This window comes from Mobiluncus curtisii ATCC 43063, from assembly GCF_000196535.1.
GTDB lineage: Bacteria > Actinomycetota > Actinomycetes > Actinomycetales > Actinomycetaceae > Mobiluncus > Mobiluncus curtisii.
This window is the reverse complement of the sequence record NC_014246.1, coordinates 1733468-1757569: the sequence shown is the minus strand read 5'-3', so window position 1 is coordinate 1757569 and position 24102 is coordinate 1733468. Positions and strand designations below refer to the sequence as shown.

23 protein-coding genes are annotated in these 24102 nt (G+C 53.7%); 11 read left to right on the top strand and 12 right to left on the bottom strand.

The window, feature by feature from the left end; genetic code table 11:
* Positions 1-5: 5 nt before the first annotated feature.
* Positions 6-2141 carry an ATP-dependent DNA helicase gene (locus HMPREF0573_RS07635; protein ID WP_013189473.1) on the bottom strand — a complete coding sequence of 712 codons (2136 nt, stop codon included), beginning with the start codon at positions 2139-2141 and terminating at the stop codon, positions 6-8.
* Positions 2092-3666: a GTPase HflX gene (gene hflX, locus HMPREF0573_RS07630; protein WP_013189472.1), complete on the bottom strand. Its 1575-nt coding sequence runs from the start codon at positions 3664-3666 to the stop codon at positions 2092-2094. Before hflX ends, HMPREF0573_RS07635 begins: the two co-directional genes overlap by 50 nt.
* Before the next feature lie 15 nt (positions 3667-3681).
* Between hflX and HMPREF0573_RS07625 the strand changes: the two genes are divergently transcribed.
* The 3 genes from HMPREF0573_RS07625 to HMPREF0573_RS07615 all read left to right on the top strand — a co-directional run bounded on the left by HMPREF0573_RS07625 (position 3682) and on the right by HMPREF0573_RS07615 (position 6422).
* The gene (locus HMPREF0573_RS07625; protein ID WP_013189471.1) at positions 3682-4653 is read left to right on the top strand and encodes a hypothetical protein; all 972 of its coding nucleotides are present in this window, start codon (positions 3682-3684) and stop codon (positions 4651-4653) included.
* 18 nt (positions 4654-4671) lie between these two features.
* Positions 4672-5313: a class I SAM-dependent methyltransferase gene (locus tag HMPREF0573_RS07620; RefSeq protein ID WP_041798038.1), complete on the top strand. Its 642-nt coding sequence runs from the start codon at positions 4672-4674 to the stop codon at positions 5311-5313.
* 179 nt (positions 5314-5492) lie between these two features.
* Positions 5493-6422 (top strand): hypothetical protein, encoded by a 930-nt coding sequence (locus HMPREF0573_RS07615; protein ID WP_236589622.1) that lies wholly within the window; start codon positions 5493-5495, stop codon positions 6420-6422.
* Here the strand turns inward: HMPREF0573_RS07615 and miaA are convergent.
* The 5 genes from miaA to recA form a co-directional block, all read right to left on the bottom strand.
* A complete protein-coding gene (gene miaA / locus HMPREF0573_RS07610; RefSeq protein ID WP_013189468.1) occupies positions 6363-7322 on the bottom strand; it encodes a tRNA (adenosine(37)-N6)-dimethylallyltransferase MiaA in 960 nt (319 codons plus the stop codon). The genes HMPREF0573_RS07615 and miaA overlap by 60 nt on opposite strands.
* 10 nt (positions 7323-7332) lie before the next feature.
* On the bottom strand, positions 7333-8829 hold the full coding sequence (gene miaB, locus HMPREF0573_RS07605; RefSeq protein ID WP_013189467.1) for a tRNA (N6-isopentenyl adenosine(37)-C2)-methylthiotransferase MiaB: 1497 nt from the start codon (positions 8827-8829) through the stop codon (positions 7333-7335).
* A 97-nt stretch (positions 8830-8926) separates the two neighbouring features.
* On the bottom strand, positions 8927-9412 hold the full coding sequence (locus HMPREF0573_RS07600; protein WP_004010757.1) for a CinA family protein: 486 nt from the start codon (positions 9410-9412) through the stop codon (positions 8927-8929).
* A 29-nt stretch (positions 9413-9441) separates the two neighbouring features.
* Positions 9442-9972: a regulatory protein RecX gene (locus HMPREF0573_RS07595; RefSeq protein WP_013189466.1), complete on the bottom strand. Its 531-nt coding sequence runs from the start codon at positions 9970-9972 to the stop codon at positions 9442-9444.
* Complete coding sequence (gene recA / locus HMPREF0573_RS07590) at positions 9969-11081, bottom strand: recombinase RecA (RefSeq protein ID WP_004006944.1); 1113 nt, start codon at positions 11079-11081, stop codon at positions 9969-9971. The genes HMPREF0573_RS07595 and recA overlap by 4 nt, the downstream gene beginning before the upstream one ends.
* A 50-nt stretch (positions 11082-11131) precedes the next feature.
* On the opposite strand from recA, the gene HMPREF0573_RS07585 reads away from it, so the two are divergent.
* Positions 11132-11449: a hypothetical protein gene (locus HMPREF0573_RS07585; RefSeq protein WP_236589624.1), complete on the top strand. Its 318-nt coding sequence runs from the start codon at positions 11132-11134 to the stop codon at positions 11447-11449.
* Entirely contained in the window at positions 11442-12362 is a 921-nt protein-coding gene (locus HMPREF0573_RS07580; RefSeq protein ID WP_004006946.1) for a hypothetical protein, read from the top strand. The genes HMPREF0573_RS07585 and HMPREF0573_RS07580 overlap by 8 nt, the downstream gene beginning before the upstream one ends.
* 85 nt (positions 12363-12447) lie before the next feature.
* On the opposite strand, the gene HMPREF0573_RS07575 is transcribed toward HMPREF0573_RS07580, so the two are convergent.
* From HMPREF0573_RS07575 to HMPREF0573_RS07565, 3 genes are all read right to left on the bottom strand, one after another.
* Positions 12448-13308, bottom strand: a complete 861-nt coding sequence (locus HMPREF0573_RS07575) for a metal ABC transporter permease (protein ID WP_004006947.1) — start codon at positions 13306-13308, stop codon at positions 12448-12450.
* Positions 13308-14156 carry a metal ABC transporter ATP-binding protein gene (locus tag HMPREF0573_RS07570; RefSeq protein ID WP_004006948.1) on the bottom strand — a complete coding sequence of 283 codons (849 nt, stop codon included), beginning with the start codon at positions 14154-14156 and terminating at the stop codon, positions 13308-13310. The genes HMPREF0573_RS07575 and HMPREF0573_RS07570 overlap by 1 nt, the downstream gene beginning before the upstream one ends.
* 125 nt (positions 14157-14281) lie before the next feature.
* Complete coding sequence (locus tag HMPREF0573_RS07565) at positions 14282-15349, bottom strand: metal ABC transporter solute-binding protein, Zn/Mn family (protein WP_013189465.1); 1068 nt, start codon at positions 15347-15349, stop codon at positions 14282-14284.
* 113 nt (positions 15350-15462) lie between these two features.
* On the opposite strand from HMPREF0573_RS07565, the gene HMPREF0573_RS07560 reads away from it, so the two are divergent.
* Entirely contained in the window at positions 15463-15906 is a 444-nt protein-coding gene (locus HMPREF0573_RS07560) for a Fur family transcriptional regulator (protein ID WP_231294148.1), read from the top strand.
* 22 nt (positions 15907-15928) lie between these two features.
* Here the strand turns inward: HMPREF0573_RS07560 and HMPREF0573_RS07555 are convergent, their stop codons facing one another.
* Positions 15929-17206 (bottom strand): alpha/beta fold hydrolase, encoded by a 1278-nt coding sequence (locus tag HMPREF0573_RS07555; RefSeq protein WP_013189464.1) that lies wholly within the window; start codon positions 17204-17206, stop codon positions 15929-15931.
* Between the two features lie 37 nt (positions 17207-17243).
* Here HMPREF0573_RS07555 and rlmC point away from each other — a divergent pair, with 37 nt between their 5' ends.
* The 5 genes from rlmC (at position 17244) to HMPREF0573_RS07530 (ending at position 22560) form a co-directional block, all read left to right on the top strand.
* Positions 17244-18500: a 23S rRNA (uracil(747)-C(5))-methyltransferase RlmC gene (rlmC, locus tag HMPREF0573_RS07550; protein WP_236589627.1), complete on the top strand. Its 1257-nt coding sequence runs from the start codon at positions 17244-17246 to the stop codon at positions 18498-18500.
* A 130-nt stretch (positions 18501-18630) separates the two neighbouring features.
* Complete coding sequence (locus tag HMPREF0573_RS07545) at positions 18631-19233, top strand: DUF4097 family beta strand repeat-containing protein (protein ID WP_013189462.1); 603 nt, start codon at positions 18631-18633, stop codon at positions 19231-19233.
* A gap of 290 nt (positions 19234-19523) precedes the next feature.
* Positions 19524-20018 (top strand): hypothetical protein, encoded by a 495-nt coding sequence (locus HMPREF0573_RS07540; protein ID WP_013189461.1) that lies wholly within the window; start codon positions 19524-19526, stop codon positions 20016-20018.
* Positions 20019-20485: 467 nt separating this feature from the next.
* On the top strand, positions 20486-21613 hold the full coding sequence (locus HMPREF0573_RS07535) for an MFS transporter (RefSeq protein ID WP_236589630.1): 1128 nt from the start codon (positions 20486-20488) through the stop codon (positions 21611-21613).
* Between the two features lie 50 nt (positions 21614-21663).
* Complete coding sequence (locus HMPREF0573_RS07530) at positions 21664-22560, top strand: aldo/keto reductase (protein ID WP_013189459.1); 897 nt, start codon at positions 21664-21666, stop codon at positions 22558-22560.
* Between the two features lie 47 nt (positions 22561-22607).
* Here HMPREF0573_RS07530 and HMPREF0573_RS07525 read toward each other — a convergent pair whose 3' ends face one another.
* Positions 22608-23858 (bottom strand): AAA family ATPase, encoded by a 1251-nt coding sequence (locus tag HMPREF0573_RS07525; RefSeq protein WP_013189458.1) that lies wholly within the window; start codon positions 23856-23858, stop codon positions 22608-22610.
* Positions 23859-24102 lie beyond the last annotated feature (244 nt).

The following is a 24102-nucleotide window of genomic DNA, read 5'->3' as shown; positions in this document are numbered from 1 at the left end:
CCGCTCTAGGGAACTTGCTTTTGTAGTCGTCGCAAAGCGTCCAACACTACCTGAGAGTCTTCCGTAGGCCACAAGGGTGGCAAGGAGGCTCGCAAAAATCCTCCGTACCGCGCAGTCGCCAAGCGTGAATCCAACACCGCGACTACCCCGCGATCCGTGGCTGAACGCAGCAGCCGCCCGGTTCCCTGCGCCAGCAACAGGGCGGCATGTGTCAGGGAGACTTCCATGAAGTCGCTGCCCCCAGCACGTTTAACCGCGTCACAGCGCGCCTCGATTACCGGGTCGCTGGGCACCGGGAAGGGGATGCGGTCAATCAACACTAAACGGCACGTATTGCCGGGTAAATCCACCCCCTGCCACAGGGAGAGAGTGCCCATTAAACAGGCGGAGGCGTCTTCGCGCATATCCTTGACCAGGGCTGCCATAGAATCCTCACCTTGGACCATGATGGGCAAATCGGTACGTTCTCTGAGCACTTCCCCAGCGCGCTCTGCCATCTTGCGTGAGGAAAACAGTCCCAATGCCCCACCCCCCGAGGCTTCCACCAAGTCGACCAGTCGATTCCAGAACACGTCGGGGTGCTCCCCCCGCGTGGGAGCCGGTAAGTCCCGTGCCAGGTACAAAATTCCTTGACGATCGTGACGGAATGGAGAACCGACGTCTAACGTCTCCGGCTTCGGAGTGTCGAGCTGCAAACCCATCTTGTGCATGAGCGGCGCAAAGGTACCCCCTAACTTGAGCGTGGCAGAGGTCGCGATGATGGCGTGTTCATTCCACAATCGATTCGCGAGCTTTCCCGCCACATCCAAGGGAGCGGTGTACAGCCGGGGTTCTTGGTCGCCATCACGTCCCCGAGTCAGCCACAGAATCGTTTCCCCGTTCGCAACAGATTCTGGGGTCATCGTCTCAAGCGTATCTAACAGGCTGGTCAGTGCGGCTTTCGCGACAGCAATCTTGGCTGCATCCGCGCGTTGCCCTCCGGTGGATTCTGTGTCAGCTCCGGCTTTCGCGCTTAATTCTGTCAGGGCAGTTTTCAGGGGTGACAGGGCCAGCATCCGGCATTCCGCTACCGCCGCGGGCATTTCCGTGAAACGGCTATCTTCCAAATTCTGCAGTGCCACGCCTAGCATGATGGCTTGCTGCGCGAGTTCCTCGCTACCGGAAACCCCCAAACTGGCTGCTGCTTTGGCACAGCTGGCCAACATATTGGCACTGAACTCAGTGGATGCCTGGGAACGTACCCTCTCGGATAGCTCATGAGCCTCGTCAATGATGATGGCCTCACACGGGGGTAAGGGATTCTGTTTTCCGGCAGCCTCCAGACCAATCATGGCGTGGTTAGTTACAACAATCTGCGCCTGCGCTGCCTTATCGCGAGCTGAAACTTGAAAGCATTCGGAACGAAACGGGCATTTTTCGCCGACACATTCCAAGCTGGACAGGGAAACCTGCCGCCAGGATCGGGCGGTGATACCGCGCGGAGCTTCATCTCGATCCCCGGTCGTCGTTTCCCGAGCCCACTCGTAGAGTCTTTTCGTTTCAGCAGCAAATCCCTGCATTTGGCGTGTGGTTCTCGCCCCCGGTCCCGCCGTGGTCTCGCCACTTCCGGCAATCCCAGAAAACGGGGAATCTTCCATGGTGGAGAACAAATCGTCCTCGCTCCCTTCATATCCACCGTTCAATTTGTGCAGGCAGACATAGTTTTGCCAGCCTTTGAGGACCTCCACACGCAGGGCAGAACCGGTAACATTTTGCACCGCTTCCACCGCCAGGGGGGCATCTTTAGTAATAATTTGGCTTTGCAGAGCCAAAGTTGCAGTAGAAATCACCACGCGTGCGTCCTCGTGCAGGCAGTACAACAACGCCGGCAGTAAATATCCCAGAGATTTTCCGGTCCCAGTCCCAGCCTGAACTGCTAATTTTCCGCCTGAATGCAGTGTTCGTTCCACCGCAGCTGCCATCGCAGCCTGTCCTGGTCGTTCACTTCCTCCCAATAGAGACACCGCCGCAGTAAGCGCCTTTTGCAGCTCTGAACTGGGAATATAACCAGCAAAAGAATCCCCCGAAGCAGTCGGGTCGACCGCCGTCTCGTCATCTCTCGTTGGCGCCACTGTCGTCTCCCTCGCTGGTACCGCAATCATCTTCCATTGCTTGATTTAACAGTTTTGCCCCCAAAGCCGGAGGCACCCAAGCGTCTATGAAAGTGCCGTCTGCACGGTTCTGACGAGTCAAAAGTTTGCCGTCACGATATATTCGTTCCAGCAGACCCGTGTTTTCCCACTTCACCACCACCCGGACTCGTTGCCCCGGCCACGGTAGACGGTCAGCGATGGATTGCTGCAGAGCTTCGATGCCTTCCCCAGTCCGGGCGGAAACATAGTATGCCTCTGGTAAGGAATGACGCAGCAACGCGAGGGCGGGAGCCGAAGCCTGATCGATTTTGTTTACCACCATCATCACGGGAATCTCCTCGATACCCTCCACAAGTTCCAGAGTGGCATCCACCGCCGCAACCTGCGCCATCGGATCCGGGTTAGAACCATCCACAACATGCAAAATCAAATCAGCCATGGCGGTTTCTTCCAAAGTGGAACGAAACGCCTCAACCAGCTCGGTGGGCAGACGTCTCACGAACCCAACCGTATCCGCCAGGGTATATTCCCGCCCCTCGGGAGTATGCGCCCGACGTACACTGGGATCAAGAGTGGCGAACAGGGCATCATGCACCAGCAGATTAGCCCCTGCCAAACGATTCAGCAACGAGGACTTACCAGCATTGGTGTACCCCACAATCGCGACCGCGGGTATTCCTCCCGCTTTACGACTGGCTCGTTTGGCCTCCCGGGTCGGAGCCAAAGCCTTCAGATTGCGCCGTAGTCTTGCCATCCGGGACCGAATTCGACGCCTGTCGAGCTCAATTTTGGTTTCGCCCGGACCACGAGCGCCGATACCATCTCCCGCGGCAGCGCGTCCCCCGGCTTGCCGGCTCATTGATTCACCCCAACCGCGCAGCCGCGGCAGCAAGTATTCCAGCTGTGCCAGCTCCACCTGGGCTTTACCTTCCCGTGAGGTAGCGTGCTGGGCAAAAATATCCAAAATGAGGGCAGTGCGGTCGATGACCTTAACTTTCACCACGTCCTCCAGGGCGCGACGTTGACTGGGGGCTAACTCATCATCAACGATGACCGTGTCTGCCCCTAGAGTAGCAACCTGAGTTTGCAGCTCGTGGGCTTTTCCCCGTCCCAAGAAAGTTGCCACGTCAGGCTTATCACGCCGCTGCAACAACCCGGCAAGCACGACGGCTCCCGCCGTTTTCGCCAAGGCAGCAAGCTCTTGCAGAGACAGCTCAGCCTCGTCTCGGTCGGCGGCAAAAATCCCCACCACGATGACTTTTTCTAGGCGAACCTCACGGTACTCGACCTCACTAATGTCCTGCAGCTCGGAGCCAATAGATTCTACCCGCCCCAAGGCATAGCGATCAGCCCATCGCTGGGCTTGCTCAGCAGTGTCGAGCTGAGACCATGATGCCATGTCGGACTCGGGCTCCCCTCCCGCCGGCGGCACAGCAGCGGGCAAAAGGAAATCCAAGTTCGGGTAATCCTCCGTGTTTTCCTGCAAGTTATAGTCCTTCCGCCTAGAATTTAGGGTATCTCCTAGCCCATGCAAGTAAAGGTTTGAGCTTTGGTTTTAAAGGATACAACGGACCCCGGAGACGAAAATTTCGATGCTCCGTCGGTTCGGCGTGTCTCCCCATTTGGTCAGTCGCTTCCACGCACGGCTCCCGTCCCCAGCCCCACCGACGATCGCCTCAAGAAGCGCCACAAATCCTTGTTCAATGTGCCTGACTGGCGCCCCGAGGAAGAAATTATCCTCGAAGCTGCTGAGCTCGATTCCACCATTATGGTTCCCGAAAGACTGCGCCGAACTAAGCCGAAGGTCATTGACTCCACCCCCGATAGAACCCCCACGGATTCCGCGCATCCTGCCGAAACAGATTCTTCGACACGCCCTGCTGCAGAAAACTCCGCTACATCACCAGCTGCGGGAACGACCGCAGATCAGACTGTCTATCCCGAACCTGGCACCCCCGCTTCATCTCCCCCAATAAAACACGATAAGCCTGCGGACAAGCCCGGCACCGCTGGTGCGTCCAATCCTTCAAGAGCAGCGCAAAAACCCATTATTGCAGGCACTTCACGTCTAGTTTCGCAACACCCGGAACGCCCTCATGTAGCTTCGGGTCGGTCTGTCGAATCAGCAAACTTACGCTCGCCGGTGGAAATCGCCAATATCGGGGCACAATTGCTGGGAAATTTGCTGGTGTTAATGATTCCCACTCTGTGCGTGCTGTTACTCTCCGGGTGGGGTCCGCAAGAAATCGCGATTATTTTTGAAGATTTTTGGTCCTTTCTCGGTCTGGCAATCCTGGTCACCATAGTTCTAGTCGTTTTGGACGAAGCGGCACAAGTCGTGGCAGCACGTCTGAGTATTCCGCAACTGTTGGAGTGGATGATTGAGTTCGTGCTTTCCGCCTTGGGCGCGGGCGCTTGCCTATTTTTCTTTACGCACAGCATTTTGGGGGCGTTCTTGCTGGGGCTGATTGTTAGTGTACTCACTTCGTTAATTAGCCACGTGGTCGCTAAACTTTTCTGAGACAAGTTAGGAGGTCCCTTGAGTTCGCAGCCTGCCGGCGAGCACTATTTCGCATCCACCCCCCATTCCAAGGGTTCCGTTCGGGAACTAACGGTTTCTCTAGCCGGTCGTGATTTTCGCGTCACGACTGCGCATGGAGTTTTTTCCGGACAAGGTTTGGACAAGGGCACCGCGGTATTGTTGCGCAAGGTTCCCCCTCTGCCTCCCTCACAAGAGCTGGGTGGTTCCGGAGTTTTGGTCGACGTGGGCTGCGGATGGGGACCGTTAGCATTGACTTTAGCCGCCGAGTGTCCCTCCGCTCAGGTTTACGCCGTGGATGTAAACGCCCGCGCCCTGGAACTGACCAGAGCAAATGCGACCGCAAACGGACTGCACAATATCCAAGTGCTGAGTGAAGCTGACGCTTTTGCCGCATTGGGACCAAACTCTGTAGATGTGATTTGGTCGAACCCGCCGGTGCGCGTGGGCAAAATGGCACTACACGCCATGTGGGAGGCTTGGCGAACTCGCCTGAAGCCCGAGGGGGTTGCTTACCTGGTGATGGGACGCAACCTGGGATCCGATCCGTTCCTGGCATATCTCAATGAGCACGGCTGGATCGGGGAAAAAATCGCGTCATCGAAAGGATTCCGGGTACTGCAGCTGCGTCGCAGTGCTTGACATCGCCCCAAAGATTCCTGGAAAATGCGTCCTCCCTGCAGACTTAGGTAATTACATTCCCGCTCCGGTATTCCCGCGAAATGCCCACTTTCCTAGAAAATTATGACTTTACGCGGCGCGAAATTAATCGCGTCCCCGTTTTTACCCCAAAGCAAGAGCGTGCCCCGTAACATTTATGTATGCCGCAGCTGACCGCTCAACGTCCGCGGGTGGTGACACTAGACCGTATCTGCGAAGCTCTAGACGGCGTTTCTCGCAGTTATGTTGTGGACGTTTACGACTCTAGGCGCACAGTGATGATACCTGGCGCGACCGCCACCAGTTATATTGACTTGGTGTCGGGAATTTTGCGCGTGCGCTCGGTTTGGCGAGCCAGAGTTTCTATCCACGAACGTTCCCGGCTGCTGCCTTACATCCTGCACCACAATCGCGAGGCGGTCGGTCCTCGAGTAGTGACTTTTTTGCACGATAATCACTATCACCTCTGCGCTCAAACGAGTGTCCAGGTCGCAGTCGGTATGGGCGACCAGCAGTTAGAAGCCCATCTGCTGCTGGCTTTGATTATGGCTGAACGTTTCTTTTCTGGCGTGGAAGCGGATTTTCCCTGCAACCAGAATGCGGAAAAGGACTTTTCCCATCATCTTCTGCTCCCGAAGCAAAACGTTATTCAGATCGTTCCGGGGTTTTCGGATAATTCTCTCACTGCACCGGTCAGCGTGGACTCGGTAGCTCAGGCAGCAGCCCGCCTTAACCTGCGAGTGTACCGTGACGGCACGGTGCTGCGCCTGCGCGATTCGGATGACTTGATAGTTTTGCGGATATTTGGGGAGGATACCTGGCTGTCCACATCCCTGCTGGTTGAGTTGGGGCAACCGTTTCTTGCCGAAAACTTGTTTACTGCCATCAATGAGTTAAATACCTGTAACGCCTTGGGCGTAACTTCGGTTCTGGGGATGCGAACCCAGCCCTATCTGCGTTTTGATTATTTGGTTTCCGTAGGTGAAGGTTTGAGCGAACGCCAGTTAGACACGGAAATTGTGGCAGGAATGTCAGTGACCCAGAATCTGGCTGCGAACCTGCGCAAAAAAGCCCCGGCTCTGTTCCTCTAAGCCAGTTTGATTCCAGGTCATTTCCACCGTCCGCTTGTCGCGGCGGAACCACTTGATTTGTCGCCGAGACAGCTGCCGAGTCGCTAGCGCAGTGGCAGCGATACCGTCCTCCACCGTCATCTCCCCGCGCAGCACCGCCAGAGCCTGGCTGTACCCGGTGGCCTTTTGCGCGGTGATGCCCCAGGGGTGAACCCGGTCGGCAGCGAGTCGTGCCGTTTCCTCAAGCAGTCCTTGGCTAAACATTTCACGCGAACGCGCGTTGATACGTTCGTCCAGTTCATCAAGTTTTCGCGTCAGGTAAAACACGTGGGTGTCAGGCTGCCAGTATTCCCCGCGCGGCAAAGTCGCGGAAAATGGACGCCCGGTAATTTCCATGACTTCCAAGGCCCTGACCAGGCGACGCGCATTGAGCGGCTCAATGGTTTCGGCTGCTTTCGGGTCCTGGCGCTGCAAGATTCCATGAAGTTGTCTCGCTCCGAGCTGTTCCGCTTGCGCCTCCCATCTAGCGCGAACCGCGGGGTCGGTGGGAGGAAACTCCAGCACATCCAGCAATGCTCGCACGTACAGTCCGCTACCACCCACTACCAGAGGCAAAGCTCCGCGAGATTGAATCTCTGCCACGTCGGCGCGAGCATATTTCTGGTAAGCCGCCACCGATGCTTCCGCATCGGGCCAGAGCACGTCTATCTGATGATGTGGAATTCCCTGACGTTCAGATTCCGGAGTTTTGGCAGTGCCTATGTCCATGCCTCGATACAGCTGAAAAGCATCCGCACTAATAATCTCTGCCCCGCCCGGAAATCTGGCGTTTAACTCCGGGTCATGGGACATTCGCTGCGCGAAATCCAACCCCAGGTTACTTTTTCCCGTAGCAGTCGGACCCACAATCGCCACAATCACGGTTAAGTTCCTATTTTGCCAATCCCGACTTAATACCGGGGATTCCCAAGAGGGTGCCACGAGGTTTTTCGAGATGCGCCACTTCCCACAAATCTCCGGCGTGAGTAGGACGTACGGTGAATTCGCCATCCGGAATGAGGGCGGAATCTGCCACGAGGTGATGCGGCGCGCCGTGGGTCACACGAACCGTCACGAAGTCTCCAGGACGAACTTTGATACCTTGCGGAACTGCAAAGTGAACCAGACGATTGTCCTGGGCGCGTCCGCTCATTCGAGCAGTGGCTTCGTCTTTGCGACCGCCCGCAGTGACCAGGACTTCCACGATCCGACCCTCTTGTTTTTCGTTTTCCTCCAAGGTGATTTTTTCTTGCAGTTCCAAAAGTCGTTGGTAGCGTTGCGCTACAATTTCCGGATCCACCTGGTCGTCTCGGTCGGCAGCAGGGGTGCCGGGTCGGCGTGAATAAATGAATGTAAACGCGGCTTGGAACCGCGCCTCGCTGAGAACGTCAAGCGTGTCTTGGAAATCAACTTCGGTTTCTCCGGGAAAACCGACGATAACATCTGTGGTAATAGCAGCTTCCGGTATCGCTGACCTGACTTCCCGCAGAATCCTTAAAAATCGTTCCGACCGGTAGGAACGCCGCATCTGCCGCAAGATTCGGTCCGAACCAGATTGCAGCGGGAAGTGTAGCGATGGCATTACTGTTGGAGTTTCCGCCATTGCCGCGATAACTTCCTCGGTAAAGGCAGCGGGATGCGGAGAAGTAAACCGGAGACGCTCCAATCCCGGCGTTTTTCCGACTTCTCGCAATAAATCTGCAAATGCGCCGCGCCTTCCGAAGCTCATTCCGTAACTGTTTACGTTTTGTCCCAAAAGGGTAACTTCCAAGGCACCTGCGTCTACTACCGCTTTGACCTCCGCCACGATGTCGGCGGGATTACGATCCCGTTCCCGCCCCCGCAGGGAGGGCACGATGCAAAAAGTACAGGTGTTGTTGCAACCTACCGAGATGGATACCCAAGCCGAAGCCGGAGACTGCCGATGCGCAGGCAGGACGGAGGGGAATACTTTCAGGCTCTCCTCGATTTCCACCGCGGCCTCTTGGTTATGTTCAGCCCGTTTCAGCAGTACCGGAAGGGCATCGATATTATGCGTCCCAAAGACTGCATCCACCCACGGCGCCCGATCAATGATTTTCGAGCCTTCCTGCTGTGCGAAGCATCCGCCCACTGCAATCATCATTCCGGGGCGGTTACGTTTCACATCTGCCAGCTGTCCCAAATGACCATAGAGTTTCGTACCAGCAGCCTCACGTACCGAACAGGTATTTAAAACGACCAAGTCAGCCCCACCGTCTCCGGCATTGGTGGCTCGTGCAGCTTTTTGCGGAACCTCAGCAACCGGCACCCAGCCGGCAGCATCAAGCAGACCTGCCATGCGTTCCGAGTCGTGTTCGTTCATCTGGCAGCCCAGCGTTTTCACCAGGTATGTTCGCGGAGTATCCATCACCGGCTCATTTTATGTCATGCCGCTTGCGCCCGTCACTTTCGCTATCTAACGCAACCTTCGACGTCTGCCACGACCGGCGCCAGGTCTGGAATCCTCAGCCGAGATAAGACACCAGTAACTCCAAGGCTGCCCGTACAAAAGCCACGCGGATTTCGGCACGAGTGCCAGGCTGGTCTATCGCTTGCACTTCCGTCCCCTGTGGCGTGGTCAGACTGACAAACCCTTTCCCCGGTGCCACGCCTTCATCCGGACCAGGACCTGCAACTCCGGTGGTAGACAACGCAAAATCAGAGTGAAACATCTCTCGTACCGCAGTGCTCATCTGCTGTGCAACCTGGGGGTCATACGCGGTGTTAGTTCGCAGCAGCTCAGAGCTCACACTCAGTACCGCGGTTTTCATCTCATTGGTATAGGTCACCACTCCGCCGCGAAATGTTTGGGAAGCTCCGGGAATCCTGACAAAGGCATCTGCCAGCAGACCCCCGGTCAGTGATTCCGCACAAGAAATCGACATCCCTCTCTCAGTGAGTTTCCCCAACGCCTTGGTAGCTAAATCATCAACCGGTACTGCCTCACTCATCGTTTCGTCCCTCCAGGTTCCACCCCTCGTCAACTCAGACCGTCCGCTTTCAAATCGTCCAGCACAGCATTAACTACTGTGGTGGCAAGCGCTGTGGAAAATCCACGTGTCGCCACATAGCGCCACAGCTTAGCTTTCAGCTTCCGGAAATCCTCAAAATTGCTCAAATCTAAGCCCCGCCGCGCTGCCGCAAGTTTGCTCTCTAGCATGGTCCGGGCGTTTTCTGTTTCCCATTCTGGATCCTCAGCGTCCAAAGCCGCTATGCCCGCGGTGATTGATTGCGTATCTAACCCACGCTTTTCCAAATCCGCAACCAACTTCGCTCGTGACATTCCTGGACGCCGGCAACGTTGGCGTAAGAATTCCACGGTGTAGTCGCGGTCATTGAGCCACCCACGGGCAGCGAAAGCTGCCACTACGTCATCAATAGCCGTCTCGCCGAATCCTTTGGCAGCGAGATAGTCGCGCATCTGTGACTCAGTGACTGCCCTGCGATCCAGCAGGGACAAACCAGCTTCCGCGGCGGCATCCGCCGCCGCGTCCACTACCCGTAAACTCATGAGGCTTTTTGAACTTTCTTGGCGGATGCACCTTTATCTGCAGCTTCATCGTCCATCACGACAGCGAGTTTCTGGCTCGCGGCAGACTCCGGTTGCGATTCCGCATTCGGGTCCTCACGCACACCTAAAGCAATGAGAATCTTGTCTTCAATTTCGGCACTAAGCTCGGGGTTATCCACCAAGAACTTTCGCACGTTCTCTTTTCCTTGACCCAACTGCATTTCGCCGTAGGTAAACCAAGAACCCGATTTCGTCACAATGCCTGAGTCCACCCCCAGGTCAATCAGACCACCCTCACGGGAAATGCCCTGACCATACATGATGTCGAATTCCGCTTGGCGGAAAGGCGGCGCCATCTTATTCTTCACGATCTTGGCACGAGTTCGGTTGCCGACGGCGTCCCCATTTTCTTTCAGCGTCTCAATCCGGCGCACGTCGATACGTACCGATGCGTAGAACTTCAACGCTTTCCCGCCGGTCGTGGTTTCGGGAGAGCCAAAGAACACACCAATCTTTTCGCGCAACTGGTTAATAAAAATTGCGGTAGTACCCGTAGCCGACAGCGCTCCGGTAATCTTTCGCAGCGCTTGGCTCATCAAACGAGCCTGCAAGCCCACGTGGGAATCCCCCATATCCCCTTCGATTTCAGCCTTCGGCACCAGAGCCGCGACCGAGTCAATGACGATGATGTCCAGACCACCACTGCGAATCAACATATCCGCAATTTCTAGCGCTTGCTCTCCGGTGTCGGGTTGGCTGACCAGCAGATTGTCAATGTCAACACCGAGCTTTTGCGCATAAACCGGATCCAAAGCATGTTCCGCATCAATGAAAGCTGCGTTTCCGCCCTGCTTCTGAGCATTCGCCACCGCGTGTAAAGCCACAGTGGTCTTACCGGATGATTCTGGACCATAAATCTCAATAATGCGCCCCCGCGGAAGCCCCCCAATACCCAAAGCCACGTCCAGGGCTACTGAGCCCGTAGGAATGACCGAAACATTTGTGTTCACAGCCGAGTCGCCCAGCCGCATCACGGAACCTTTGCCAAACTGCTTATCAATCTGACCTAGCGCAGTTTGCAACGCTTTTGCGCGTTCGTCTTTTGCCATTGCGTATTCCTTTCATCTACGCGGCTCTCCGCCGCCCCAATAGTTCGGGTGTGATTGTTGAGCTCCTCTCCGAAGCTCTCAAGATGAACTTACGCCCCACCCCGGAAGCGAAAAATCGAAAGTTTTTTCACCTGTGGAAAAGTCCCTTTCAACTCATCTGTGGAAAACATTATATCGAACATGCGTTCGAATCATCCGACACGCCGACCGACCGCAAGAATTCCACACTACCCGCCCTTTTGCATCCATCCATTCCCACCCCGCTAAAGCAAGTCGACCTGGTCCCGCCCGAAGCTACTGCAACTTTTGACGATTCTTTTACTAAAGAAACCTGCGCGAGAAGCCACTCGAAACGCGTGATTGCCTAAAATTCTGGTGCATTTTGCCGATGTAGAGACTGTCGCTAGGAAAGTGACCGGAGTCTATTTAGCCACGGAGGGCGAGATGGCCACAATGTTTGCCATGCGTGATTTCGGGATACGGAATCTTTACGTTCCCGGAATGGCTCAGCGTGCCGAAATTCGCTCTTTTGCCCAAAAGAATGGCACACTCACCGATGAGCACAAAAAGGCTCTGGATGCCCTCGATAAGTTTGAAATGGAACAAGCCCGCGCCCGCGCTTTGGCAAAGCAAAAACAAACAAAATCACGAAATTTCGGCGCCTCCGCGGGGACTAGCATCTCGATTGGTTTTGCCGCTGATTCCGCGCAGGCCAAGAGTTTGGCACGCAGCTATGAGGCCGATGCGATGACATATTCAATGCAGGCTCGCGTCGCCGCGGACATGGGCAATGATGCCGCCGCTCGCTGCTTTGAGGCCAAAGCTCGCCAGGCAGTGAGCGACGCTAACAAAATGTATGCCAAGGCCGCTGAGCTGGGTCGACAGGAAGCTGAGAGGCGCAAGGAAAAAATCGAACGCGAAGGCAAAGAGCGAATTGAACGGCGCAAGGCGATGGAAAAAGCCCGCGAAGCTGCTGCCGAAGCGAAACGCAAGCGTCTGGAAATCGCGCAAAAGAAAGTTTCAGAGGGCTGGACACACCTGCGCGAAGCCGAAAAGGCAACTCAAAAACGCAAGAAGGCGGAAGCTGAGATGTGGGCTAAGCGCATCGAAGAAAGCCAGTTCTGGATTCATCAGATGCACCTGGTTCAGATGGGTCAACACCCTGACCAAGCCATCGCTCAGGCTCAGATTCAAGCCTTTCACGATGCAGCTACCTCAGTCGCCGTAGTCGCTCCGGACTTTACTCCCGCAAAAGCTCCTGCGGAGCAAGTAATCGTTTAGGATTCCGCTTCATTTTCCGTCACTGCACAAGGGCGGTGAATGGATCTTTCGGTCCTGGTATTGTTTTGGGGCTCGTCCCGTGATTTCAGGAGGACAACCCCTGTTTTCGCCGTGACCAGGTGGTTTGATTGCGCAGCGTTCCAACAGCCCAGCAAATCAGGAATATCAGGAAAGAAATCGTGGTGATATAGGGCGAAATTGGCAATCCCGGTCCGAGAGAGAGCAGGATTCCTCCCTCCGCGGCAATCAGGGCAAACAGCACTGACCAAGCGTGCTGGCGCAGTGGATTCGCTGAGATGCGCGCAGCCGCTGCCCCCGGCGTAATCAGCAGTGACAAAACCAACAACGCTCCCACCATCTGTACCGCTAGCGCCACGACCAAACCGAGAATAAGCATGAAACACAAATTCATCACGCGAGGGGAAACCCCTTTGGATAAAGCGACTACCGGATCTACCGCTGCATAATACAGGCGGCGCCCAAAACAAGCTATAGTGACCAAAACCAAGATTCCAACAACGGCAAATACCGTCAGCTGGTTTTCATCCACGGACACAATCTGACCCGTCAGGAGCCCAAATTTGTTGGCAGAACGCCCTTTGTAAAGCGCTAGGAACAGCACCCCAATACCCAATCCAAACGGTAGCAGCACTCCGATAAGGGCATTTGTGCCCCAGCGCCGGGTGTAGGTTGCGGACATTAATAGTGCCGCCACGATAGAGCCTGCGATAGCTCCCCCGGTGACACTGGCTCCGAGGAACAGCGCCACGGATGCTCCGGCAAAAGATAGTTCAGACGTTCCATGAACTGCAAAAGCCGCATCTCGCAGCTGCACCAACGGACTGAGAATCCCGGAAACAACAGCCAAAATTGCCGCTGCAACCAGCGATTCCCGAACCAGCGGTACCAGTTGCCAGAAGTCATGAAAATTGATGATTGCATCCATTAGTGACCCGCTTCCTTCGGATTGTGCGGCGACTCGGCTGATTCAAAATGGCTGGCATGATGGTGTCCATGCAGAGCTTCCTCTACAAAGCCGGAATCGGTCCCGTTCTGGGCACCAACCACGAAATAGGTCCCTCCCAAGTTAACGACGCGAACTTCTTCACCGTATAAAGCCGACAAAGTTTCACTGGACATGACTTCTGGCACCGAGCCGACCGCAGCTCGTCCGAGGGCGATATAGACTACTGTATCCAGCAGTTTCTCCACCGGGTTCAGTTCGTGTGTGACCAACAGAATTGCAGTGCCCTGCGATGACAGGTTATCAAAAATCTTCACAATGTCAGCTTGGTGTTTGAGGTCAAGCGACGCCAAGGGTTCATCGACCAGCAGCAAATCGGGACGTTCCACGATGGCGGCTGCGATACGCAAACGCTGCAGCTCACCCCCGGAAAGTCCACTAATCGGTACGTCTGCGTAGCTCTGTGCCCCGACCAGGGCTAAAGCCCGCTCGACTTTATCCCGCGCGCCGGCGGAACTCCAGAATCCCAGTTTGGCTCCGTCAAGCCCTAAGTACACCACGTCCCGTCCGCGAATCTGCACAGATTTCGGGAAACGCCCATGCTGTGGAAGATACGAAATTTTTGCGGTGTCTTGGCGGAAAATAATGCCGTTGGCAGGCTTCACATCACCGAGCACCGACTTTAGCAGAGTCGTTTTGCCAGCCCCATTTTGTCCCAAGATTCCGACTACCTGCCCCGGTTGAACCCTGAGATTCAAACCGGAAAACACCTGCCGTGTCCCGTATCGCAGTGTCACGTCTCGCATTTCTAGGAGCGGTTCTTCCCCCATCTGAACTTTTCCTTCCCCGTCCCCCGGTTTATTTCCTGGCTCCGTCTACCTTAACGTATTTTGTCCGGGCTCCAGGAGCTGCGCTCTGATCTGAAGCCCGGACAGTTTTATACCCTACTCATGTATTACTTTAAAGCATTGTCAATCTGATCTAGGGCTGCACCAATCCAGCTGACATAGTCGCTAGCTCCTGCCAAGGTCTCGGTTAATGTCACCACCGGGATACCCTTCGCTTTCGCAGCGTCCTGCAAGTCCTGAGACACCGGGTCTTCCGTCTGGGAGTTAAGCAGCAGCATATCCACTTTCCCATCCGTAATCAGAGCCTTGGTATCAGCTTGCGTCTTCACGCTGGGACCAGATTCAGTTTCGGATTGTTCCACGTATTCCTCGGGAGTCAAGTCGTGAATGCCGGCATCTTCCAACAGATAGTTCGCCAACGGTTCAGTGGCGAGAGAATGCTTTTCGCCCCGTGCCTTAATCTGTTCCGCCTGCGATTCCAATTCATCCAGCTTGCCTTGGAATGCTTTTGCTGCATCTTGGTAAGCCGCGGCATTATCGCTGTCTGCCTTACTCATCGTGCTAGCCACAGCTTTCGCAACTTCGCTTACCGCGTGCAAGTCATAAAAAACGTGTTCGTTTACCGCGCAATGGTGATGGTGATGGTGATGGTGGTGCCCTTCGTGCTCATGACCTTCTTCATGAGCTTCTTCATGCTCGTGAGCTTCCTCATGCTCATGACCTTCCTCGTGCTCGTGCGCATCTTCATGCTCGTGTCCGGCCTCATGATCATGCCCCTCAGCGTCACCACAATCTATGCCTGCCAATTCCACAGCATTGAGCACAGTTGGTTTTTTGCCTGCTGACTTAGCCAACTGCAGCGCCCAATCGTCATAGCCGCCTCCGTTCACGATTACCACAGAAGCTTGGTTCACAAGTTTCTTGTCCTTGACACTCGCTTCGTAGGAATGCGGATCCAGGTTTGGCTGGTCAATCGACGTAATCACATCGGCTTTATCCCCCACCACAGCTTTAGCCACTGATGCCCACACATCAGTAGACGCGTACACCGTAGGTTTCGCCGCAGCGTCCCCTGCCGCGTCTTTGGTTTGCGTATCGTTTGTGGTCGAACAGGCGGACATACTCACAGCTAATGCAGCGGCGCCGAACAAGGCGCCAACAGTTTGCAACTTCATGTTTTCCTTTCCCTTACGGGTTTAGTTTTATTCTTATTGCGAATCGTTCTCATTATCACTCAACTGGAAAACGCTGTCAAAACGAGACACAATGTTAGGCAAGAAGCGCAAAAATGAGAGGGAAACTATCAATGGGCAACGATAAACCGACACCCCCAAGCCCCGCCCGTCAGCGCAAAACGCGGCAGCTAGAAGCCGTTCTCTCCGCCGTCAGAGGAGTGACCGATTTTCAATCTGCCGCTGATGTCTTTACAAAACTCCAACTCAAAGACAATCCTGTGGGGTTGGCGACCGTTTATCGTAATCTCGCAGCACTGGCTGATGAAGGCATCCTGGACACGGTAAGGTCCACCGACGGCACGACGCTGTACCGAGAATGTGAGAGCTCCGAACACCATCACCACCTGGTGTGCCGCAACTGCGGAAAGACCGAAGAATTCCACTTGAAAGGGTTAGAGAAAACACTCAACGAGATGGGTCAAGAAATGGGCTTTTCCGCATTGAATCACATAGTTGAGCTGACCGGCATCTGCTCGGAATGTGCCGATAAAGAATAATCCGGTTTTATGTATATTGAGTTTATTGCAAGATTTGCCCTTTGAGCAGTCCGATGAGCCTATCTAATACCCGCGGGTCTTGACGCAGACCGTTGTGCTCGTATTCACTGGTGACCCACAGCCGGCAATCCTTCAAGAGCCGGGCAGTCTCGACAGAAAACCGCAACGGCACATAAGCATCTTCGTAATACGCTGCCGCCGCGACTGGCACGTCGGCGCTTGCCAGACGCGTAGCGGAATACAATTGCTCCCATTCTTGATTGGCAATTATCTCAGCAGTTTCACGTAAAGGTCGCAGCTCAGATGACTCCTCAAACAGGTCACGAGGCAGGTGCTCTCCCGCGAAAAATGTCCCATCATCTTTTACTTCTGGTGGCATGGTACGGCTAGCCGCCCAGCGCGTGCTTACTCCGTCCGCATAACAAGACTCATGCAGGATGGCATAAAGCGGATTGCGTCCCCCAAATGGCAGCATCGCCGCTAAATCATGACGAAATGCGGGCGAATACGGATCATTTTCCAGCAGTTCATGCAACTTCATACCTCCGCCTTGCGCGCCCAAGACAATTCCGACGGTACGCCACCAATCCGCGCCGACTTTATCACCGTTTGGTGTAACAACCTCCCCTTCCTGCGCCAGGTCATAAATCTGTCGCACCCGGTCGCGATCCTCAGGAAATCGGCGATAGTAGGTTTCGGATTTGTCCATCATTATCCGCCAAGTTTCCGCGTAAATATCCTCGATGGGGCGACCCACCGCTGTCAGACCACCCGTCAGGATAGCTCCAGACAGACCTTCCGGATGAGAGCTGAGATAACGTACGGAAGTAAATCCCCCAAAGGACTGCCCCAACAGTGTCCAGGGCTCCCCTCCCAGGTAAGCACGCAGGGCTTCGGCATCTCGAACAATCTCATCAGCACGCAAGTGCGTCAGATATTCTGCCTGTGCAGATGGGGTCAGCCCCGCCAGGGGACCAAAATCCAAATCTGCCGAAACCGGGGTAGAGCGCCCCGTACCGCGCTGATCAAGCATGACGACTTGATAGTCCTCGAGAGCGCGCGGCAACCAAGATGGCTGTGGCGAAGGGCACAGTGAAGGTCGGGCTGCCTCGTGTCCGGGACCACCTTGCAGGAACAGCAGGTAAGGGCGCTTTTCCCCCTCCTGACCGGTGACGACTCGCGCAAAGATGTCAATCATCCCTGCAGCGGGGTTGCGGTAATCCAGCGGTACTTGCAAAGTAATTTCACGGAGTTTCAGTCCCGGCAACAATTTCACTTCTTCACTCATGTGTTTCAGCATAATGCCAGCCACCAGACTTAGCCGTAGACTTGGAGGTATGTTTTGCGAATACTTTGAGGCGCGAGTCTGCCGTTCGTGTCCCCTCATAAGAGAGCCTTACGACCTGCAAGTGCGAAACAAGGAACGGTCCATCCGCCGGGTTCTGGCGTCTCTCGACCGCCCCACCTCGCGCCGCACTCCCGCGCATCCCCCCGCAATAAAGTCGCGTTTCGAGTGGCTACCAACCTACCGCAGTCCGGAGACAGGTTTCCGTAATAAAGCAAAAATGGTGGTGTCGGGGTCTAAAAAGTCGATTGTCCTGGGACTGGCTCCCAACGAGAAACATCCCACCGGTATAGATTTGCAGTCTTGTCCACTGTATGCCCCGGCAATTCACGCCGCTTTCACACCCATCAGAGCTTGGCTGCAGCGACTCGGAGCTCGTCCCTACAATATCCCCACTGCGAAGGGCGAGGTGAAATATGTGCTGGTCAGTGCTAATCCTGCGGGCGACTTGATGGTGCGCCTGGTGCTGCGTTCCAAAGCTGCCTTGCATCGAGTTGAACACACTTGGTCCGAACTCCAAGCGGAGCTGCCTAATCTGCGCGTGTTTTCGGTAAACATTCAGCCGGAACATACCACGGTTATTGAAGGTCGTGAGGAAATCATCCTCTCTTCGGAGAGATATATACCCATGCCCGGTATTGGCACGGATTTATGGCTAGCACCAGGAGCGTTCTTTCAAACAAATACCGCAGCTTCTCAAGCCCTGTATGCACAAGCTGCCACTTGGGCGCGGAAACTCCAACCGGAAACCGCTTGGGATTTATATTGCGGAGTGGGTGGTTTTGCCTTTGCCCTGAGTTCCGCCGGGGTCGCGCAAGTGACTGGTGTAGAAGTCGTGGGACCCGCTATTGACGGCGCGAAACATGCCGTTACCGAACTAGCGAGTGCGACGGCAACTGTTCCGGTAGAACCAAGCAATAAAAATGACGGCACTCCCAACACCCCCAGCGCAGCTCCCCGTCCACATTTCATCACTGCCGATGCAACTAAGTGGGCAGTTAACCAAACACTGATGCCACCAGATTTGGTAGTGGTGAACCCGCCGCGGCGAGGTCTGGGACCTGATTTATCGTCCTGGCTGGAACGCTCCGGCATCCCGCACCTCATCTATTCCTCCTGTTTCCCCGGGACGCTGGTGGAGGACCTGCGGCGGATGCGTTCCTACCAAATTAGGGCAGCCAAGCTGGTAGACATGTTCCCACATACTTCACATGTTGAGTGTGTCGTTTTGATGTCAAGGGCTGACTAGATGGGTCGGTCCACGCTACCCCTCCCTGAGGTGCACGAATCCGGTTCAGACAAATTTTGATGTTGAAAAATCAGTTATATGCTAGAATGATTTCTAAAGCGCGAGACTCGCCCACAAAGGAGGCAATAAAATGGCGAATAGCAGGAAGTTCGTAGCAGTGACGAGAGATGTTAGCTTAACTGTGAAGAGAGCTGATTCATTCAATATTAGTTATGTTAACTGCGAAAAAGGCAACTTTAAAATCGAAGAAGATCAAAACGGTATAAGACTTATTCAAACAGAAAAAATATCACCTTTTTACTGGTTACAGTGGCTAACTAAAGGCAGTCCTGAAGTCATCGTTACATTGCCTGAAAGTATTGATATCTGCGAGATTGAAGCTGAATCAAATCAAGCCATAATAACAGATATCAAGACTGACAAGATTTATGCAGAGGTACAAAATGGCAAGGTAGAAGCTAGAAATATTGAGGCTAACGATGTCTTTCTAAAATGCCTTAATGGTTCTGCCGTGGCTAAAAATGTCGAAGTAGCCCACGTATGCACGGTTGAGACAATCAATGGCGCGAGTGTCCTAGAAGGATTAATTGCCAAAGACGCCGGTCTGGAAGTAGCCTGCGAGAATGGCATTACTGAAATTTCTGATAAGAATAAAGCCAATCTTGGTTATAAATCAGACGAATGTGCTCACTATGTCGTACATTGCCTTAATGGAAAAGCTGTTGTGAAGTAATATGCTTAGGGCGTTTTTATATCTAACACCAACACCAGTTACAAAAAACAGACCATTGATAACTACTGCATGTCGGATGCTGAGATGACAAGCTAATCCGCGTTCTATGATGCGTCTAGTTAAAAAATTGCGTCCACAGTGCCCCCGTTACTCAATAGAATGCAGATGTGCTCGAGGTGTTTGCAATATACGTAAGGCGCCTGGCATTGCTTTCACGAAATGCCACACTTAAATAAGTTTTCTCCTAACAGGTAGACATCCAAACCGTCACAAGGCAAAGTCAGTAATTAATGGAAGTACTACGTATGTTGTTTACAGAAGCAGTCGTATTATGTGCGGTATTTTTTATGCTCTGCTTTTTAGGAACCGGAACTGACGCCAAAAACTTAAAGAATTACAGTTCTTATCCTGATGAGGCACAGATTAGAATTCGCGCTATCCCGGAATACCAAAACCAATTCAAGACAAAGGGACAATTCGCAACCTTTATAACGAATTTCCTCCTCTTCCTGACCATATTATTTGTTTTCGGGATATTTATCCGCCAGCGCAGCTTTACACACAATTTTCTCTCAGTGTTATTCCTCGGACAAACCTTGAACGTTTTCGACCTCATTGTCATTGATTTGCTCTGGTGGCGGCACACCCCTCGAATTCGGCTCTCCAAGGTACCACAACCTGATCTCTATCGAAATCCTCGAAAGCACCTCCACGCTTTCATCAAGGCTTTTATCATGTTCCTTACCATAGCCCTGATTGACGGATACCTGCTGACACTGTTTTGACGCCACCTCCTGAACACAAGACCGGTCCGAGGCTTACCACCACGGTTTTCCCGCCCCACGGGACTTGTGCACCGCCCCTCATGTCAGCTTTCGTCGGCAATATCACGGAAACTGTATTCGCGTTCTGACTATCGTTTACATTACCCCACACCTTGCTGTCTCAGGGTTGCACCCACAAAGCTTAAATTCTTTACAAAATTAACCCAAAATTATCCCAATTATTCCTGTTATCTACAGTTTTGCGTTATGTTAAAGGGGTGAATAACCCGGAGCTAACTCCTGCAACGAGAGGACCACGCAGGTGGTCACGTTCTTGGACACCCGGCATCTTTCACGCCAAGACGGAGACAATTGCTCCCCTGGAGTTCCCTGTTACCAAATGGAAATTTGCCCTTCTGCTAACCCAAGTCGGCATTTATGCTTGTTTATTTGCTCCCATTCAGCTTCTCATCGGCATGCAGGCCTCGATGATAACGCGCGATTACAAAGAGATGGTGCTTTCCGTGGTCACCGGTTGCGGCGCATTTATGGCAATGTTCGCGACCCCCATTTTTGGAGCTTTGTCTGACCGGACTTATTCAAAATACGGACGCCGGGCACCTTGGGTCCTAGGCGGAGTATTATTTGGAATTTTCGCGATGATGGGGCTGACTCTGTCTTGGTCTCCTTGGGCTTTGGCAGGATCTTGGGTTTTGGTTCAGGGCGCGTTAAACGCGTCGTTCATCGCAATCAACGCCATTCCGAACGATTCGGTCAGGGTTGAGTACCGTGGCGAAATGGGTGGCTGGTTGGGCGCCGGTCAGAATTTAGGCGCTTTGCTGGGAGTAGGTTTAGCTACCTTATGCACGAGCCTGGTCGATGGCTACCAGGGAATCGTGGTGGCGTACGTCATTCTCGCTTTGTTGCTGACCGTCTGTGTGGCTCCCTACCTGTTGAAATCTAATGACCGTTTCCTCGGCGCCCGTCGAGACCCCATCTCCGTCACACAATTTTTCCGGCGCTTCTGGATTCCTCCGCACAAATACCCGGATTTCATCTGGACTTGGCTGTCTCGTCTCTTTATGTTCACCGCTTTCATGACCATAGCGCTTTACCTGCTGTATTACCTTGAAGATGTGCTGCATTACCCAAATCCAGCCACGGGTGTCCTGATTTTGTCCACGATTTACGCGGTGCTGACCATGATTACGTCTTTCATCATTGGTTTCGTTGCGGACTACTTGATGAAATACCGCCGGCTCATCTTCATTTCTTCGGTCATCATGGGCATTGGTAGCCTGATTCTCGCGTTCTTACAAACTTGGACCTGGACAATTTTCGCTGCGGTGTTTATTGGGATTGGTCACGGTATTTTCATTGCGGTGAGCTTTGCAATTACCACCCGAGTCCTGCCGCCTACCGATGATTCCGGTCGTGACCTTGGTGTCTTTAACATGTCCGCGACCTTCCCACAGGTACTTTCCCCCATCTTCGGAGTGCCGGTGATTGTCCTCATCGCCAGCTATTCTATGGGCTACACGGTTTTGTTTGGCGCTATGACCGTGATGTTCCTCATCGGCGGGCTGATGATATATAAAGTGAAATCTGTAGAGTAATCGCGATTTCGGAGTAACCTCGGGTGGGATGACTGCCAGAATGGAGGGAAATGATGCCGTCACAAGTCATGGTGGACAGTTTTGGGGTCCCGTTACTTCCTCTCGGTGGAGATGACGAAGGTTCAAGCAAGCCCGTTGCGAGAATTCCTCAACTTGGTTTTGGCACCTATAAAATAGCTCCCGAAAATGCTCAAGAAATCGTGGAAAATGCGCTAGAAGTAGGGTACCGACACATTGATACCGCCCAAATGTATGGCAATGAATCGGAAGTTGGCGCTGCGCTTCAGGCATCGGGAATTCCGCGCAGTCAGGTTTTCTTAACCACTAAACTGAACAATCCCAATCACGAGCCGGATATTGCCCGCCGGGCTTTCACGGAGTCATTGCAGCGTTTACAAACTGATTACGTGGATTTGTTCTTGATTCACTGGCCGATGCCCGAGGCTTACGGTGGGGATTATCCCGGTTTGTGGCGAGTGTTGCAGGAGTTCGTGGCAGAGGGTCGAGCTCGTCATGTGGGGGTGTCCAATTTCGAGGTCTCACATTTGCAGCGACTGCTGACCGAGACAGGAATTTTTCCGCAGGTCAACCAGGTCGAAGCGCATCCGTGGTTTGCCAATAACGCAGTGCGCGATTTCACCAAAGCAAATGGAGGAGTTATTGAGGCTTGGTCTCCCCTGGCACGGGGACGATTCTTTGACACGCCAGCATTGCTCGAAACTGCCAAACGCTTGGGACGGACTCCTGCGCAAGTGGTGCTGCGCTGGGCTATAGAACGTGGGGATGTGGTTATCCCGAAGTCGAATCACGCTGAGAGGATGCGAGAGAACTTCGCGGTGTTGGAGTTTGAACTCGATGCGCCCGCGCGAGCAACCCTCGACAGTTTGAATCGAGGCGAGTCGGGTCGCACCGGTTCCCATCCTGACCGCGTGAACGGTGCGAAATAAACGTTTCTATGACCTCTGGATGATATATCACCAGCACGTTGCGGTAATCAGTCCCGCGGCTCCCGATACTTGTGAATCTGACCCTCACCAGTGATACCGTCAATGGCGTAAACCGAGAGCCAACCGTCCTTTTCCACGCCAGATTCGAGGTCAATTACCCCTGGGTTTACAAAGTTTTCCCGGCTTTCGTTGCGGTGCCCGTGCAGTTGAACGATTTCAGGGTCCCCCATTTCGGGGAAATTCTTAAACTCGTAGCGCCGCCGATAGGTGTTGGCTCGGGTTCCGACTCCAAAGATAAAGTAATCATCGGGTAAATCGCAGTAGCCCTGACGGCGAATTTCCCGAATAGTTTCGGGATATACCCCACCGTGGGATACAAAGTATTCACGCGCCCCCTGGCGTTTTTCAAATCCGGATTGCGTTCCCGGCTCATCGGATCTGAGTGGTTTGGCGACTGTCCCTCCCACGCGGAAGTCATAGAACGGCACAGTGGAACGATACCAATCTTCGAGTTGCTGATGTGTCGCGCCAGCTGACAGCAACTGTTTCACAGATTCTTCTGTGGCGCTCTTCGTTCCTCGTCCTTTCAGTGCGTTCAAAAGGGATTTCTCGTGGTTTCCGGTAACCACTACGTTGTCTACAGAGCGCAGGATTTTCCACACTTTTCCGGCATCGGGACCGCGATCAAACAGGTCGCCCACGAAAACCCATTTGGCATCTGGGGCACCAAGTTCTGCCACGGCATGTTCCAAGGCTCCACCACAAGACTGCACATCACCGACTACGCGTACCGGTCGATTGCCCAGGTCTACCTGGCAAGTTTTGAAACAATCCAGCATCTGTGCCGGGGTAATGGTCTGCGGTGGCGGAACGGAATCGAAACGATCCAAGAATGACTCAATATCGGGAATCCGGTCTCCCCCGCGTTTGAGATTACGGGATAACAATTCCTCACGGCTGACTTGAGTAAAGTCCACCGCCAAAACGTCGTAACCGTGCGAATCCGCTAGTGCTTCCCATTGGGAACGTGAGCGCGGGGAAGCATTGACCGCATCAATAATGACCGGAGAGCCTAGGAACATCAAATTATCGGCTTGTTCCTGCACGATGCGACGAGTCAAACGCTGCAAATGCTCGCCGGCGATTAATACCTTTTCTCCATCGAGAGCGGGGACATAACGGGAAAACATGCGACGCACTTCATCAGCATTGACGGAAAATTCATCTAACTTATTTTCCTGCACAAACGTAGTCTTACCGGCTCCCTGCGGACCATACAGTATAAAAAGTTTGCGCATTTCTCTGCCACTTTCGCGTGTTTTCGCCTCTTTCTCTCGGGATTTTAGGAAGATTACCAGAATTACTGTGACCTGGTATCCACCTAGATGAGGCTCCTCTTACTTTTCATTTCTATCAGATTATCAGTGCTTTTTACAAACAATTGACTTCAAGACATTTTGGAATACAACCGAAAATATCCGTGAATCGCTCGCTGTCGGTAGCGCCTGTCCCCGTACCCGTCTCAGTATTATTTCAGTCTTG

Bases quoted from the DNA above. Each gene is read 5' to 3' on its own strand.
- HMPREF0573_RS07635 (WP_013189473.1), bottom strand. From the start codon at position 2,141: ATGATTGCGGTACCAGCGAGGGAGACGACAGTGGCGCCAACGAGAGAT.
- HMPREF0573_RS07615 (WP_236589622.1), top strand. From the start codon at position 5,493: ATGCCGCAGCTGACCGCTCAACGTCCGCGGGTGGTGACACTAGACCGT.
- miaB (WP_013189467.1), bottom strand. From the start codon at position 8,829: ATGGATACTCCGCGAACATACCTGGTGAAAACGCTGGGCTGCCAGATG.
- HMPREF0573_RS07600 (WP_004010757.1), bottom strand. From the start codon at position 9,412: ATGAGTGAGGCAGTACCGGTTGATGATTTAGCTACCAAGGCGTTGGGG.
- HMPREF0573_RS07595 (WP_013189466.1), bottom strand. From the start codon at position 9,972: ATGAGTTTACGGGTAGTGGACGCGGCGGCGGATGCCGCCGCGGAAGCT.
- recA (WP_004006944.1), bottom strand. From the start codon at position 11,081: ATGGCAAAAGACGAACGCGCAAAAGCGTTGCAAACTGCGCTAGGTCAG.
- HMPREF0573_RS07575 (WP_004006947.1), bottom strand. From the start codon at position 13,308: ATGGATGCAATCATCAATTTTCATGACTTCTGGCAACTGGTACCGCTG.
- HMPREF0573_RS07570 (WP_004006948.1), bottom strand. From the start codon at position 14,156: ATGGGGGAAGAACCGCTCCTAGAAATGCGAGACGTGACACTGCGATAC.
- HMPREF0573_RS07565 (WP_013189465.1), bottom strand. From the start codon at position 15,349: ATGAAGTTGCAAACTGTTGGCGCCTTGTTCGGCGCCGCTGCATTAGCT.
- HMPREF0573_RS07560 (WP_231294148.1), top strand. From the start codon at position 15,463: ATGAGAGGGAAACTATCAATGGGCAACGATAAACCGACACCCCCAAGC.
- HMPREF0573_RS07555 (WP_013189464.1), bottom strand. From the start codon at position 17,206: ATGCTGAAACACATGAGTGAAGAAGTGAAATTGTTGCCGGGACTGAAA.
- rlmC (WP_236589627.1), top strand. From the start codon at position 17,244: ATGTTTTGCGAATACTTTGAGGCGCGAGTCTGCCGTTCGTGTCCCCTC.
- HMPREF0573_RS07545 (WP_013189462.1), top strand. From the start codon at position 18,631: ATGGCGAATAGCAGGAAGTTCGTAGCAGTGACGAGAGATGTTAGCTTA.
- HMPREF0573_RS07540 (WP_013189461.1), top strand. From the start codon at position 19,524: ATGGAAGTACTACGTATGTTGTTTACAGAAGCAGTCGTATTATGTGCG.
- HMPREF0573_RS07535 (WP_236589630.1), top strand. From the start codon at position 20,486: ATGATAACGCGCGATTACAAAGAGATGGTGCTTTCCGTGGTCACCGGT.
- HMPREF0573_RS07530 (WP_013189459.1), top strand. From the start codon at position 21,664: ATGATGCCGTCACAAGTCATGGTGGACAGTTTTGGGGTCCCGTTACTT.
- HMPREF0573_RS07525 (WP_013189458.1), bottom strand. From the start codon at position 23,858: ATGCGCAAACTTTTTATACTGTATGGTCCGCAGGGAGCCGGTAAGACT.